Annotated in this window: 18 protein-coding genes; 4 read left to right on the top strand and 14 right to left on the bottom strand. The window is 38.7% G+C overall.

Annotated features, from left to right (window positions below; all coding sequences use genetic code 11):
• Window positions 1–144: 144 nt before the first annotated feature.
• The 7 genes from BLU58_RS10565 to BLU58_RS10535 all read right to left on the bottom strand — a co-directional run bounded on the left by BLU58_RS10565 (window position 145) and on the right by BLU58_RS10535 (window position 6,729).
• Complete coding sequence (locus BLU58_RS10565; RefSeq protein WP_093292176.1) at window positions 145–1,524, bottom strand: LeuA family protein; 1,380 nt, start codon at window positions 1,522–1,524, stop codon at window positions 145–147.
• Window positions 1,525–1,537: 13 nt separating this feature from the next.
• On the bottom strand, window positions 1,538–2,578 hold the full coding sequence (locus tag BLU58_RS10560) for an alpha/beta fold hydrolase (RefSeq protein WP_093292175.1): 1,041 nt from the start codon (window positions 2,576–2,578) through the stop codon (window positions 1,538–1,540).
• 16 nt (window positions 2,579–2,594) lie between these two features.
• A complete protein-coding gene (locus tag BLU58_RS10555) occupies window positions 2,595–3,044 on the bottom strand; it encodes a DUF441 family protein (protein ID WP_369813749.1) in 450 nt (149 codons plus the stop codon).
• Window positions 3,045–3,058: 14 nt separating this feature from the next.
• Window positions 3,059–3,919, bottom strand: a complete 861-nt coding sequence (locus BLU58_RS10550; RefSeq protein ID WP_093292185.1) for a HesA/MoeB/ThiF family protein — start codon at window positions 3,917–3,919, stop codon at window positions 3,059–3,061.
• A gap of 19 nt (window positions 3,920–3,938) precedes the next feature.
• A complete protein-coding gene (locus BLU58_RS10545) occupies window positions 3,939–4,802 on the bottom strand; it encodes a HesA/MoeB/ThiF family protein (RefSeq protein WP_093292174.1) in 864 nt (287 codons plus the stop codon).
• A gap of 130 nt (window positions 4,803–4,932) precedes the next feature.
• A complete protein-coding gene (locus BLU58_RS10540) occupies window positions 4,933–5,871 on the bottom strand; it encodes a CgeB family protein (RefSeq protein ID WP_176786618.1) in 939 nt (312 codons plus the stop codon).
• Window positions 5,872–6,120: 249 nt separating this feature from the next.
• The gene (locus BLU58_RS10535; protein ID WP_176786619.1) at window positions 6,121–6,729 is read right to left on the bottom strand and encodes a glycosyltransferase family 2 protein; all 609 of its coding nucleotides are present in this window, start codon (window positions 6,727–6,729) and stop codon (window positions 6,121–6,123) included.
• Window positions 6,730–6,889: 160 nt separating this feature from the next.
• Here BLU58_RS10535 and BLU58_RS16110 point away from each other — a divergent pair, with 160 nt between their 5' ends.
• Entirely contained in the window at window positions 6,890–7,057 is a 168-nt protein-coding gene (locus tag BLU58_RS16110; RefSeq protein ID WP_143123767.1) for a sulfatase-like hydrolase/transferase, read from the top strand.
• Window positions 7,058–7,143: 86 nt separating this feature from the next.
• Here the strand turns inward: BLU58_RS16110 and BLU58_RS10530 are convergent, their stop codons facing one another.
• Window positions 7,144–7,371 (bottom strand): hypothetical protein, encoded by a 228-nt coding sequence (locus tag BLU58_RS10530; RefSeq protein WP_093292172.1) that lies wholly within the window; start codon window positions 7,369–7,371, stop codon window positions 7,144–7,146.
• Between the two features lie 218 nt (window positions 7,372–7,589).
• On the opposite strand from BLU58_RS10530, the gene BLU58_RS16470 reads away from it, so the two are divergent.
• Window positions 7,590–7,736, top strand: coding sequence for a hypothetical protein (locus BLU58_RS16470; RefSeq protein WP_176786617.1), 147 nt, complete (start codon window positions 7,590–7,592; stop codon window positions 7,734–7,736).
• A gap of 151 nt (window positions 7,737–7,887) precedes the next feature.
• Here BLU58_RS16470 and BLU58_RS10525 read toward each other — a convergent pair whose 3' ends face one another.
• The 3 genes from BLU58_RS10525 to BLU58_RS10515 form a co-directional block, all read right to left on the bottom strand.
• Window positions 7,888–8,088 (bottom strand): hypothetical protein, encoded by a 201-nt coding sequence (locus tag BLU58_RS10525; protein ID WP_093292171.1) that lies wholly within the window; start codon window positions 8,086–8,088, stop codon window positions 7,888–7,890.
• 367 nt (window positions 8,089–8,455) lie between these two features.
• Window positions 8,456–9,295, bottom strand: a complete 840-nt coding sequence (locus BLU58_RS10520) for a hypothetical protein (RefSeq protein ID WP_093292170.1) — start codon at window positions 9,293–9,295, stop codon at window positions 8,456–8,458.
• Between the two features lie 279 nt (window positions 9,296–9,574).
• Window positions 9,575–9,943: a hypothetical protein gene (locus BLU58_RS10515; protein ID WP_093292169.1), complete on the bottom strand. Its 369-nt coding sequence runs from the start codon at window positions 9,941–9,943 to the stop codon at window positions 9,575–9,577.
• A gap of 462 nt (window positions 9,944–10,405) precedes the next feature.
• Here BLU58_RS10515 and BLU58_RS10510 point away from each other — a divergent pair, with 462 nt between their 5' ends.
• Together BLU58_RS10510 and BLU58_RS16465 are read left to right on the top strand one after the other, a co-directional pair.
• Window positions 10,406–11,773 (top strand): helix-turn-helix domain-containing protein, encoded by a 1,368-nt coding sequence (locus tag BLU58_RS10510; RefSeq protein WP_093292168.1) that lies wholly within the window; start codon window positions 10,406–10,408, stop codon window positions 11,771–11,773.
• A complete protein-coding gene (locus BLU58_RS16465; RefSeq protein WP_176786616.1) occupies window positions 11,754–11,903 on the top strand; it encodes a hypothetical protein in 150 nt (49 codons plus the stop codon). Before BLU58_RS10510 ends, BLU58_RS16465 begins: the two co-directional genes overlap by 20 nt.
• 66 nt (window positions 11,904–11,969) lie before the next feature.
• Here BLU58_RS16465 and BLU58_RS10505 read toward each other — a convergent pair whose 3' ends face one another.
• Genes BLU58_RS10505 through BLU58_RS10495 form a run of 3 tightly spaced genes read right to left on the bottom strand, consistent with a single transcriptional unit; the run spans window position 11,970 to window position 13,125 of the window.
• Entirely contained in the window at window positions 11,970–12,563 is a 594-nt protein-coding gene (locus tag BLU58_RS10505; RefSeq protein WP_176786615.1) for an N-acetylmuramoyl-L-alanine amidase, read from the bottom strand.
• Complete coding sequence (locus BLU58_RS10500) at window positions 12,556–12,801, bottom strand: phage holin (protein ID WP_093292166.1); 246 nt, start codon at window positions 12,799–12,801, stop codon at window positions 12,556–12,558. Before BLU58_RS10500 ends, BLU58_RS10505 begins: the two co-directional genes overlap by 8 nt.
• Window positions 12,802–12,816: 15 nt before the next feature.
• Complete coding sequence (locus BLU58_RS10495; protein ID WP_093292165.1) at window positions 12,817–13,125, bottom strand: hemolysin XhlA family protein; 309 nt, start codon at window positions 13,123–13,125, stop codon at window positions 12,817–12,819.
• Window positions 13,126–13,135: the final 10 nt, after the last annotated feature.

The following is a 13,135-nucleotide window of genomic DNA, read 5'->3' as shown; positions in this document are numbered from 1 at the left end:
TATTTGGCGGGAACCAATAACTTCTACACAGGGGGTACCATGTCTTTCTTTTTGATCATTTGTAAATTATTTCAAGCGAATTTGCTCATCTCGAGGTAGTTATTAAATAAAAAAGGCGATCCCGCGAAGGTCGCCATTACAGTTCTACAAACGCAAACTTTGATTATATTCAGGTGCTAATACAATATTTGTATAGGTTCCTTTACCAGAGACGTAATAATAAGCATGCTCCATTCCAGCTGGAATAAAGATAGAAGCTGGACTATGAACTACCTTCTCTTCTTTTTCCATTTGCACGCAACATGTTAAACCAGTTCCATCCGCATGATCTCCCCAAAAGACAAATACACTATCGCAATCATGTGTATGACGATCTACATGATTTTCAGGTTCATTGTCATCGAAGGTGCGCTGGATTGCATATAAGGTAGAGCGGGAATCCACCCGATGATCCATCAGCACCCACCTGGTTCCGGGTCCATTTCGATGATATTTTAATTCAGAAGCTCCCTTTTCAAATGGACTTCCTATTTGCAGGGCCGCAGACAGTACGGGCGAATCCAATTGGGGTCTCTCCTCTATTACCCTCCTCTTCCGTCCAACCCGCTCTGGAGGGAACATCTCATAGGCAGGAGCCTCTTTTTGTACAGCTTGTACATGATATCTAGATGTATGTGTAAATGCATTTTTTCCCACGATCGGTCTCAAATGATCGGGACGGTATCTAGTTGCCCATTGGACTATTTGAGATAACTCAAGGATTCTTTCTAACGGAAAGTGCTGAAATCCTTTTTTCTCTTTTAAGATGACAGCTAGTTGAAGGAGATCCACGATGCCAGTTCTTTCTCCAATTCCCAGTATTGAAGTATCGATAACCGAAGCTCCTGCATCAATGGCAGCTAATGCATTAGCCGTTGCCAACCCGAGATCATTATGCAAATGAACTTCAATATCAGAGTGAATCTCTTCAACTGCCCGTCTTACTGTCCCCCCACATTCATTAGGCGTCCAGATACCAACTGTATCTGCTAAACTAATACGATCAGCCCCTGCACCCACTGCCGCTTTTCCTAGATAGAGAAGATCCTCCCATGAAGTACGAGAGGCATCCTCCATCGTAAATCGAACTTGGAGTCCTAGCTTTTTTGCTTCTTCAATCGCGTAAGCGACTCGATCTTTTATCTGAGCAGGTGTCTTATCCCCAAATTTAGCAGTAAGTGAAATCGGATTTATGGAAGCCCAAATTCCAATCCAGTCCGCACCAGCTCTATAAACGGCTCGGACCTCTTCTGAAATCGCTCGTGCATGCATCAGCGTTTCCACGCGCTCAGCAGCCTTTGCCACTTCTCTGCAGACTTGTTCGTCTTCTGGAGAAATCCCTGGATGCCCCACCTCTATAATATCCACTTGAAACTCTTCTAAAAGGCGCAGCAGATGGATCTTATCTTGACTATGGAAGCGAACCCCCGATTGCTGTTCGCCTTCTCTCAAAGTAGAGTCTAATATTTTTAGATGCAATCTCATTCTCCTCCACTTACTACTTTGTTTGTAAGAATTGTTCCGTTGCTTTTAGCAGTTGATCTCTATTTTTTTCATATAAAGCCCAGTGTGTAGCTTCTGGAATGACGACCTCTTTTTTATTCTTTACGCCTGTTAGCTTCTGCAGCAGATTTTTTTCGGCAAAGAAATCTGAGTCCCCATAGATGACCAGTGTAGGACTCGTGATTTTAGATATGTCATAAAGTGGACGATTGGTCCAAATCGAAAACAAATCTTGCAGAGGACCCATAGGGCGACGAATCGCTTGATTTTCTCTTGTTTTACTTGTATCGTCAGACTCTATAAAGGTCGTTCGTACTTGTTTCATCGCATCATCCGAGGCAAGTGCTTTTCCGTTCATCATCATGTGCCAATGGTGCATTCCTTTATCAAAGTCAATCACTTGATAAGCAGGAGACTTAGGATTAAACTCACCTGGTTTTTCTGGAGATTCAAACGGCTTTGTCATCGAAGGTAGAGAAAAACCGTGCATAAACCCATAGAGAACTAATTTATTTACATTTTCTGGCTTCTGAGTTGCATATTCACCTGCTACTACCGCTCCCCATGACCAACCCACAATACTTACTTTCTCTACCTTTTGTGTTTTCTTAATATGTTCCACAGTGGCAGATAGATCTTTTATCGCTTCTGTATGGGTAACCACAGGTTTGTTTTGATTAGGAGGTTGATTCATTTCCTCTGGACGGGTAGATCCCCCAAACCCTCTAAAGTCCATCGCCCATGTATCGTATCCTTTGCTAGCTAAATCATCCATCCAGGAATAGCCCGGCACATCAAATGCTTTTGCAGTTGGTACACTAAAAGGTTCTAGAAAAAGAACAGCTTCTTTTGCTTTGGTTTGTTTCTTATGACGAAGGTAAATTTGAACCCCGCCCTCTGATGCTATCTTTGTTTCCTCTAAGGAAATCGACTCTTTCTTTTGAGTCAAGCTTGTATCTGATTGACATCCACTCAGTACAATACTTAAGCCAATCGATATAACAGCTACTACGGGTAATAATTTTTTACACTTCATTTTTTATTTCCTCCATCTATGTTGAGACAAAATACTTGGAAATCGCAATCAATCCAGCTGCAATAATAAGTCCTGCTGGCAGACCACGGAAAAAGAGAACAGCCACAAGGGTCCCGATAATAACGCCAAATAAGATCACCGGCTGGGTAGAAAGAACGCCAATCCCTTTTCCTCCTACATACGAAACAAGAAAACCGGCTAGAAGCGCGAATAACCCGATAGGAGAGAATAATTCCTTGGCCAAAGCAAGTAAATCTATCTTTTCATTGGTTAAAGGGAACAAGAGAAACATCATTAAAAAGAAGATTCCTACATGGAAAGAGTGTTTCTGTAACAGCATGATCATCGGCTTCCATTGGATCAAATAAACCAAGAGCAATACAACAGCTGAGGAAGCTAACCAATAATCCTTAAAAAGAGCTGATACGCCTGCAATGAGTAAAAAAGCAATCACAACCTGAGTCATCTCGATCCCTCACCTTATAAAACAGTATTGTCCCAGTATCCTTCCGCTGGCGTTTGTACCTCTACCATTTGATGACTTGCAAGGTTAATACGGATTAAATCTGGGCCGATAACGGGTTTTAGATCCTCTCGTTTCACCAGAAATTTAAACGCTTCAAAACTAGCTAAAACACCTACTATATTTGCTACTGGAGCAAGAACTGCCCATGGAGATTCTTTCTTTACATAAGAATTTGCCCAGTTCTTGTCTGCTCCGTACTGGACAGAATGAACTGCACGCCCATCCTTTAAAGCATTGATTTTCTCTTTCATCTCTTCGGTCAAAGGTTGTTGATAGGAAGGATGACTCAAAACCACTTCATATGGGGATGAGGTAGGTGTCAGAGACATAACGCCCCCTCTAAATGGTGGGGTTACCGCAATCCAAATAGATGGAATCCCTAGTTTCACAGCGGTACGATGAATAATGACTCGTGCAACTAGATTATCTGTTGCATCGATGATTACATCCGCACCTTGTAACAACTCCTCCGCGTTCTCTTCGGTTACAAACTGCTCTGTTACTTTCACCTGGATATCCGGATTGATATCTTCCAGTGTCTCTCTAGCAGACTCTGCTTTGCTTTTAGCAATTCGGCTTACCGAACTAAGCATTTGTCTGTTCAAATTACTCGCTTCAAATACATCACGATCAATTACATGAACATGCCCAACTCCCATACGGGCTAGTTGGATTAGAGTAATTCCTCCCACCCCACCTGCTCCTACTACGGTGACACGTCCGTTCCGGAGCTTCTCTTGCTCTTCTTTTGAAATAACACCTAAGTTACGAACAAAGCTTGCTTCATATAGATTTTGTGTAGTTTGGATTTCCATTTTGGCTTCCTCCCATTTTTTAGAGATGTGCATAATTCCAACCACCATCTGGTGCCGTTTTTATTTGGACAGGTTGTTCTGTATCCAAATTAATGAGTAACGCTTTAGGTGCGGGAGCCGAGGGGGGACGTTTCGTTATAATCTGAACTGCTTCGTGGAAACTAAAAGTGGCTAACAGCATAGCTCTTACAGGCGTAATAATCCAACCCGCTTTTCCTTCACAAAATTGATCGGCCCATTCCTTCGGAGCCCCTTGTTCCACTGAGTACCGAGCTCGTTCTTTCTTTATGTCAGCAATTTGTCTCCGCACACTTTCATCAGTCAGTTTGATCCCTTTACCGGGTAGATTTAAGATATCTTCATAATGTACTCCATCTGGAAAAAAGGAAGATACAAAGCCCCGATTAGGCGGGCTACCCGACATCCCCACACTAGGAACACCTAGCTCGCGAGCAGTTCGATGGATAATAACCCGTGAAGGCATATCATCAACTGCTTCAATCACTACATCGTGATCTCTAATGAGATCCATTACATTTTCTTCATCCACCATGGTTTGGACAAAGCGAGTTGATATGTACGGGTTGATATCTTTCACTGTTTTCTCAGCTACTTTTGCCTTCGCTTCTCTTAATACAGAAGTAGATGCAAGCATCTGACGATTCATATTGGAGACTTCAAACTCGTCTGCATCAACACCCGTGATATGGCCAATTCCCATACGAGCACAGAGAATTGCTTGCATTCCTCCCACTCCACCTAATCCAAAAATAACGACTTTCGCTTCTTTTAATGTAAGTTGTTCCTCTTTTGAATAGACACCAACGTTCTTCTTAACAAGTTCCCAGTAAAAATCGGATTCGTTTTGAAATGATTGAAACATGTCGACCTCCTAGTTATGTATTTCAGCACCCTATATCTTATCTCGGGTACGAATAGAAGGTAATGGTCCATAAGAGTCAATTCACTATCATTTTGTGTATAAAAAACAAATAAACCGCAACTAATGGGTTTCAGCCGCGGTTTTTCTTATAATGAACATGACCTTCCAAATACTCAAGTAAATCATGGATTCGCTTCTGGTACGTATGCATACGGCGAACATTTTGATATGCTTTTGCCGCCATATCCTCTCGTTCCTCTTGACGTGACAAGTAGTAGTAAATCTTTTCTTTTAATTCATTTAATGTATGGAAACTCGCAATTTCTCCTTCTGCGAAGTGTTGATAAAGGTCAGTACGCCATGTGGTTAACTGAAACGATTTACAAGCGGCAATCTCATAAGTTCGATTATTAGGTGTATGTGCCGCTATGTTTTTCGGATTATCTTTTCGATCATTATTCGTACGGTGAATATTAAGCACGATTTTCGCACCGTTGTAATATTTGATAACCTCATCAGGAGGGATAGGGGTATTTAAAATACATTTCTTTAACTTAGAATAATTGCTTAGCTTCTCCCACCATTGACCGATAATCTTGGTTTTATTCTTTAAAAGAATCGGGGTCAATTGATCAAAGTAACGGAGTCGAATCGGAAAGGCACTCCCTACAAAACAAATATCAGATTGATACTTCTCTCCTACTTTCATCGGTCGATATTTCTCTGGATTTACCGCCAATGGCAAATGAATCACTGTTTTCCCTAGTCCTTGGTAAAATGGAACACTATTACTATCTTGTGTGATGACTAAATTATAAGGCTGGACTAACTCTTTATGCGTCTTCAAACGATATGGATCATCCACCACCCATATTCCGATCGGGATCTTCATTTTTCTCACGGATTTCACATAATGAGCAGGTAAAAACGGTCCACGGAACACCAAAACAAAATCTGGACGGAACGCCTTAATTTTTGGAATCAATTCTTTTCGCTTATCTTGTCGAATCATAAATTTGTCAAAATGAAAATTTGCCCTCTTTTTTTCAATAGATTCCAATCCTGCCAAAATGCTAGAGTCCTCGTCTGACAGGTGGTTCTGAAACTCAAACCCACATCCCGATGAAATGAAAAAAATTCTCATACACATCTGGTCCTTTCCCAAGACACAGTGATTTCTGCATATTATATGGAGGAATTATGCCTTAGGTTCGTTCATTTTGCTTATATAAAAGACCCTTCTTCTGTACAGACCGCTCAGATAAAAAAGAAATGGACTCTCACATTTGCAAGAGTCCGTTCTTTTTTATCTCGTTTATCATTTGTTTAATGAGTGTAGCATTAAATGATCTTCCCATTCTCTTAACCCACGGTTATCGGAAGGCCTTTTCAAGATATAATCATAAAAATATAATGTCTTGTTTATTTGAACTTGCTTCCTTATCGACTGAGATGCTCTCCATCCCCATTCATCATCTTCTCCGTAATTACTATCTTGATACCGGTGTTGGACAGCTATTTTTTTTGCATAACACACTCGACTATTTGGTTTACGATAGTAACAATGTTCATCCTCAGAATGTGAGTAGCTCACATCATATTTGCACAATTTCTTTGTTAATCCACTTAAATTTACTTCAACATCAAACGTAATACAATCTGCATCCGGATGCTGATCAATGCATTCTAATAGAGCTTGAACATAATCTATCTCAATTCGATCATCATCATCAACAAAAGAGATAAATGCACCCTGTGCTAGATCCATCAGTGTATTTCTCTTAGCTCCTATAGTGCTCTTTCTATTATCAACTAAAACCAATACTTCTGCAGGAAGGTTATGGGCTTGCCTTTGCAATTCAGCCATCGTCCTAGATGCATGAGTAAGTCGTTCAATGGTTGTAGGTACTAAAATAGATAATTTCATTTCCAATGTGATTATCTCCTTTTGTAGATGAGGTATATTGTTTTATCTTATTATGAAAACGGTATGAGTATGCCAATATGATACCAATTGAAATAAACACCGATTCCACTCAGTCATCATATGTTATTCATATCATCCTGATGGAAAGTAGGTGTACTTTTTGAAAATCATACTCATTGCAATTGATACCTTGCGAGCAGACCGTTTAGGATGTTATGGGTACCACGACGATATTAGCCCTAACATCGATGGACTAGCTAAAGATGGGATTTTATTTGAAAACATGATAGCAGAAAATAACGTAACCCAAAGTACATTATACAGATGACTGTATGAAAAAAGTCTGTTGTAATGTGTGATTCAGGTGTTCCCTGTAAGTCTTTTCAACCGTAAAGAGGATGTTTTAAGGCATTTTCATTGCCTTAAACTATGTGCCCCTTGTTCACCATACACTAACATTAGTGTACTTATGTTGCTTAATGAAGGTAGTCGCTTCGCTGGCGGTCTATCCATATCTGATCCAAGGGCTGAGTCTACATATACAAAGCCGTCAGATAGGGTCGAATCTTTAAAGCCTAAAGCATCTTTAAAATATTGTTTGAATGATCTCCCACGAAGCATTTGTTCTAGCGTACCTTCCATTTTGTTGTCACTTCCAATTTCCCTAGATAAACAAGTACCAAAGGAAGTTTTATCCCTTTGGTACTTTGGCTTGGTATAAATTTGCTACCAATGAACGATATATACTCGTTAAAAACAAGAAAATTAATTTGTTAATTGCCAATAAGCGGAGGAAGTTTTGGGAGTAAATGAGTATGATGAACTGAGAAAGATAGGACATGAAAGGGAGTGAACAAGTTATGAATGGCATATATGAAATGATTGCTAAAATTTCTGAAAACCAAAAAAATATTGCCCAAGGTATGAGAGAAATGGTCATTGCTGCTGCTAATACTGGAAGAATGGAACAAGAAGCAAGGAATCTTCTGTTAAAGAAACAAAAATAATGTTTTGATTAAAATAGTAGGCGAACCCGATTTTTCACTTAGCGTAGTGAAAAATCGGGTTCGCCTACTATTTTAATCCTGAGCGTATGAAATCCGCGTTTTTCTGTCGGGACCCCTTTTTAGGTTATTTTTGTTTGTATAGCAAACTTGTTTATTGTTTACTTATCGTTTTTTGTTGCTTATCTTGTTCATTATTTAACTTCGATTCATTAGACCACTTTAACTGTATAATTAGTTTCTTAATCTCTTCCAGCCTTTTCTGTCGCTCTTCTTCTGTTATCTTGGGTGCTACTATGTGAATCGTCGTATTCCCTATATGATAGGTTGCATCTGGACAAAAATCCTCTTCCAATGTCATCACCTCTGTTCAAGGTATGCAGGAGCTGAGGATTTTTGACATGTATTTATTCTTTTAATATTTGTAATAATGCAATATATGAATATGCAATTACCACCCATTTTTTTATATTAGTTAGTAAACACAAACAAAGCCCCTGTGATAGCTATCTCCGACGAGATTAGGTTATCACAGGGGAATCACTAACTTTTTAGATTACTTTTTTTTTCGTTTTTCTTTTTCAAAATAGGTACAGCTAGTGATAGAACTCGGATAAGCTGTACCAGAGCAACAGCACATAGCCCTATAACTAAAAGCATCGGTAACAGTATCAAAAGATTCGAAAACTCAACACCACTCACTCTCATCACCTCCAAACTTATCAATCGTTGGAGTAAGTCACGGAAAACGTATCATTTCCAACAAAGAAACGTAGAAGATTTGTGTAACTACCTGCGCCCCCTGTAAGCACATTGTCCCATCTTAGGTACGCTCTAGCCCAACTTGCGCTATCTTCCCTTTTTTTACTGATCGTGAATGCTCTTTGTGTAGCTGTACCCGCTCTTGCAGATACAGCAGGGTCCCAAATACTTTCGATCATATCTTCTGACCCTGACATGGTAACATATCGAACAAAAAATGATCCGCTTGTTAATGTACCCCATCGATAGACTTTGCGATCATATGTGCAATATCGTGTACTACATTGTTCTCTTATTTTTGTACTTGATGATCCATCACCTTTAACTTCAATTTTACCGGTTGAAACCAACTCATCCAAACTCAGTACACTATTTAACCTCACATCAGCTTTAGAATCAGCAATTAGGCTACTGTCCTTCACAGTGTAGACCTTACGTACAGTAGGTAAATTTGTTTTCGTAGGGGAAGACTCTGTTGGTACTGCTCCAAACTCTTCTACAGACCCATCTGGATATACGACCTGTTTGATTTCATTACTATCCACAGTCACATTGAAGCGGTGTGGCTTATCTGCATCCAACATTTTACCTTGTTTCAGTTTGGTAAATAATGCTTCCTGTGTCTTCTTTGGAATATTAAGAGCATTCATCCTCTCACTAATTGTAATAGTGTTCACACCATTTAAGTTTACACTATTTTGAGTATTTTTTTCAATTTGAATACTCTCTTTCGCCATTACCAGTTGAGGAGAAGCCACCACTACCAATGCCATCACCATTCCGGCAATTTGTTTTTTCATTAGAATTCACTCCATCATGTATATAATTTTTTGCACTAAAAAATAAGAGAAACTATTTTAACCATCATACATTTCGATCATTCATTTAACTCATATGGATTGCCCACTCAAAATTAGCTTCATTCTTTTACATTAGTCTTGCACGTGCCAAAATACAAAGGACGAGCGTACATTTCTACTTCCCTCGTACTTACTAAAGCCCAAACCGAATCGACAACTTGCTAAATGGAGTAGGTTTGCTTGTCCTACATGTGATCACCCCCTTCTCCTGTAGAATTTTCAACTATGTTCGTAAAAGGATGCTTTGAGCTTCTTCCACAATTCGTAAGCTTCATTTTCCTTCCTTATCACACTAAAAAAATCGATTGACCTCCCCGTATATACCTTTACATCCTCTACTACATTTGCTTGTACTAAATCGAACATCTCGAAATCAAACCTTATTCCATTTGTATCGATAATACGAATTAAATTCTTTCTTCTATCCGGAAGAGAACGAAGGGTACATCTTACGCAATGATGAACCTTGTTATCTACAATCTTGATTTCAATATGCTGATCTAATACCCTCACGCTAGGGCTTCTATAAAGTTCATACATGAAAGACTCAACCTCTTCCTTAGAACCTTCCATTTCAATCTCTACCATGTCATCACTACCTTTCTTTTATAGAAAAATAATTGCAAAATACATTTTTTTATATGAATGGAGTAATAACGAAGCTGTCAAGTATGTATTTTTGACAAATACTTTAGAACAAAATCCATCTATAGAGTGTTAAATAATAAATCCTAAATCTTAAGCTTCCGTTTTTATAGATCACCTTTTAAAATAACATTCGATCTAGTTAGATAATAATGAAAAAAAAGTTGATCGTCTATGCTTTTTTACAAAGTTGGCGCGCCAACTTTAAAATAACAATCTACGTTTTATGATTCAAATGAAAAATAATTCTATTTTTCTACAAAATCATAAGCTTGATTCTATGTTACTGATTTTTTATTTTATATGAAATTGTTGAATTATTTATAGCTTCACTATATATTACAATTATGATAGTTAATTTTTTCATAATTTCTTTTTTATGTCACAGAAAGGAGATCTACATATATGAAGACAACTGATTTAGATCCACAAGTTGTTCAGTTAATCGAATCTAATCAAAAGGAGATAGGACAACTGATTAGAAAGCTAAGGAACGAACAAGGTCTTCGTTTAAGAGATTTAGGAGATGGGGAGGCATCATCATCTACTATCAGCAAAGTAGAGCGTGGTGTTGGTAAGTTTAAACTAGATAGAGTCGTCTATCTCCTTGAAAAACTCGGTGTTCCACTAGCTAATATTTCCGACATACTAGATCAAGAAAGAAAGAACACATCTTTAATTGAGATTCAATTAAGATCTGTAGAAACACTCTTGAGGTTTGGACAGTATAAAAAAGCCTTATATCACCTAGAAAGGAAATCTATAAATGAGGCACACTATCTCGCACCGACGTATTATTATTTGAAAGGAAAATGTTTAATTGGATTTGGTAATCTCGATCAAGCCGAAAAGACATTTCTGCATACTATTAAATTGCTAGAAGATGAATCGAAAGAAGACAATATAGAAGCGGCTTGTTATGCAGAATTAAGCTTCTGTAAAGACTGTCAAAATGACATACAGGAAGCACTATGCTTGACCGATAAAGGAATTAGTTCGTTTGTTCCTGATGGGGATAGACAACACATTATATATGCTTTATATTTAAATAAATCACTATATTGTTATAAAATGAATAAATCTGAAGGTATTCTGGCATTAGATTATCTAGAATCGTCTCTCGATCAGATCCAAGATCCAAATGTTCAATTAGTCTATTATTGGCTAAAAGCAAGTCATACTCGTAAATCAGGTAAACTCACAGAGGCTCTACAGTATGCAGAAAAAGGGCTTAGATTGGCTGGTATGGCTAAATCCTATAACATGATGCTAGAGTTTTGGCTTTGTATTGGTGATTGCTTCTTTTCTATGGGGAATTTCGAAGAAGCCGAACATCATTTTGAATTGGCCCTTGAATTTGATGAAAAACAAATTAACCGCCCAGAAGCTGTCTCATTTATCTATCTAAAGTTAGGTAAACTCTATTTAGAACAGAAGCTGTGGGACAAAGCACTACCTTTTGTTTCTAAAGCATGTAAAACCGCAACAGACAATAACGATGCTCACAGTCTCGTCCATGCTCTATTATTATCGGGTGATATTGCTCTCAACCTAGATAATCATTCCTCAGCGGTTCAATATTACCAACAAGCACAAGTCCTTTCCCACCAGCACAGTTTTAAGATTCAAGAATACAAAGCATGGTCTCGTCTTGCTGATTCATGGCACCCTGTAAATCAAGTAGAGTATCAATTATGTGCAACTCAAGCTTTTGAATTGCAGAAGTCTGCGAATTTGAAAGGGGACTACTACGATGACGATGAAATCCTTTAAAGTTTTATTGAGTATTTCTATACTATCTGCGTCTGCTCTTGCTTACACGGTACAGAGTACAACATCAGTATCTTCTCTTACTACGGTTGCTCAAGGAATAAAACCAATACCGCCTCCAGTTCAGACATAAAGCCACTTGAATATATGTAAAAAAGGGGTACTGTTCAGATCAAGTGAACAGTACCCCTTTACATGTCTATTTTTTCTCTATTCCTAAAGCTGAAACAGTCCCCTGTACGATAACCTTTGCAAGCCCATCTAAGAAATTTGTATCCTTTAATAACTTGTTCTCGTTTGGATTGTCTATAAACAGGCACTCTAATAGGACAGCACTCATCTTTGTATCACGTACCACGGCGATTCTACCCCGTGCCGCCTGAGTATCATTTTTTGATGCATTCCCATGCGATCCGATCCTGTGACCTTTCAAGAACCCTAGTATATAGTCATTAATTATCTTTTGAATGCTCTTAGTACGGGCCGGTGCAGGTTGTGCCACATAAGACTCGAATCCGGACCCTTTACCAGCGTTGCAATGCAAAGAGAGGTAGAAGTCCGCACCCTTCGCATTTGCATAAGCAATCCGCTTTCGTAGCCCCTCTTTGCCATTGGGATAGCTTGAAGATGTATTACGGTTCCTTGTCAGTGTAGTAGAACAATTATAGCAGCCGAAATGCTGATTAACTAGTTCTGCCAACTTTAATACAACGTCAGCTTCTTTTAAACCAAATCCACAAGCCCCCGGATCTTTTCCCCCATGACCTGCGTCAATGCATATAAGTTTACTCATTATTAGTAACCTCCTTGTTATCTGAACCCTTTGCATCGTCTAGAAAGCCTTTATTTCCAGTAGTAGGATTGTTTAAGATTCCCAACACTACGAGCAACCCTACTATTGAGTCAATAAGGGTTGTAATTGCTCCTTGTTTGACTGGAGATACATCAACCCCGATATTTTGTAAAAATAAAAAGACTAGCCCCGTTAGACTGATCCACATACCACCGTTTTTCCATCGATTATTTTTCATATACTTAATCCCCCGTTATAATGTTTTTTTTAGAAAAGAAAAGAGAATCGTAATCGCCCCTGTGACTAAGGAACTAACTAAGATTCTCCATAACCATACTTGCTGATTTTCTATTTTCGAAGCCATATGATAAGCCTCATCCGCTTTCCTGAGTGCTTCACGGCTTCTTTCTTCCGTCTGTCCCAATCCTTCAAACTTTGATTCCAACACACTAAGACGAGTTAAAATCTGCTGTGATGTATCTCGAAATTCATTTCCAATCTGCGTTATAGACTCGTACATTTCCTTACCCGAAATGAATATGCCACTCTTCTCTGTATCCATCCAACTATCA

It is taken from the genome of Thermoactinomyces sp. DSM 45892 (assembly GCF_900107305.1).
In the GTDB taxonomy this organism is placed as follows: domain Bacteria; phylum Bacillota; class Bacilli; order Thermoactinomycetales; family Thermoactinomycetaceae; genus Baia.
This window is presented reverse-complemented; position numbering and strand designations above follow the sequence as displayed.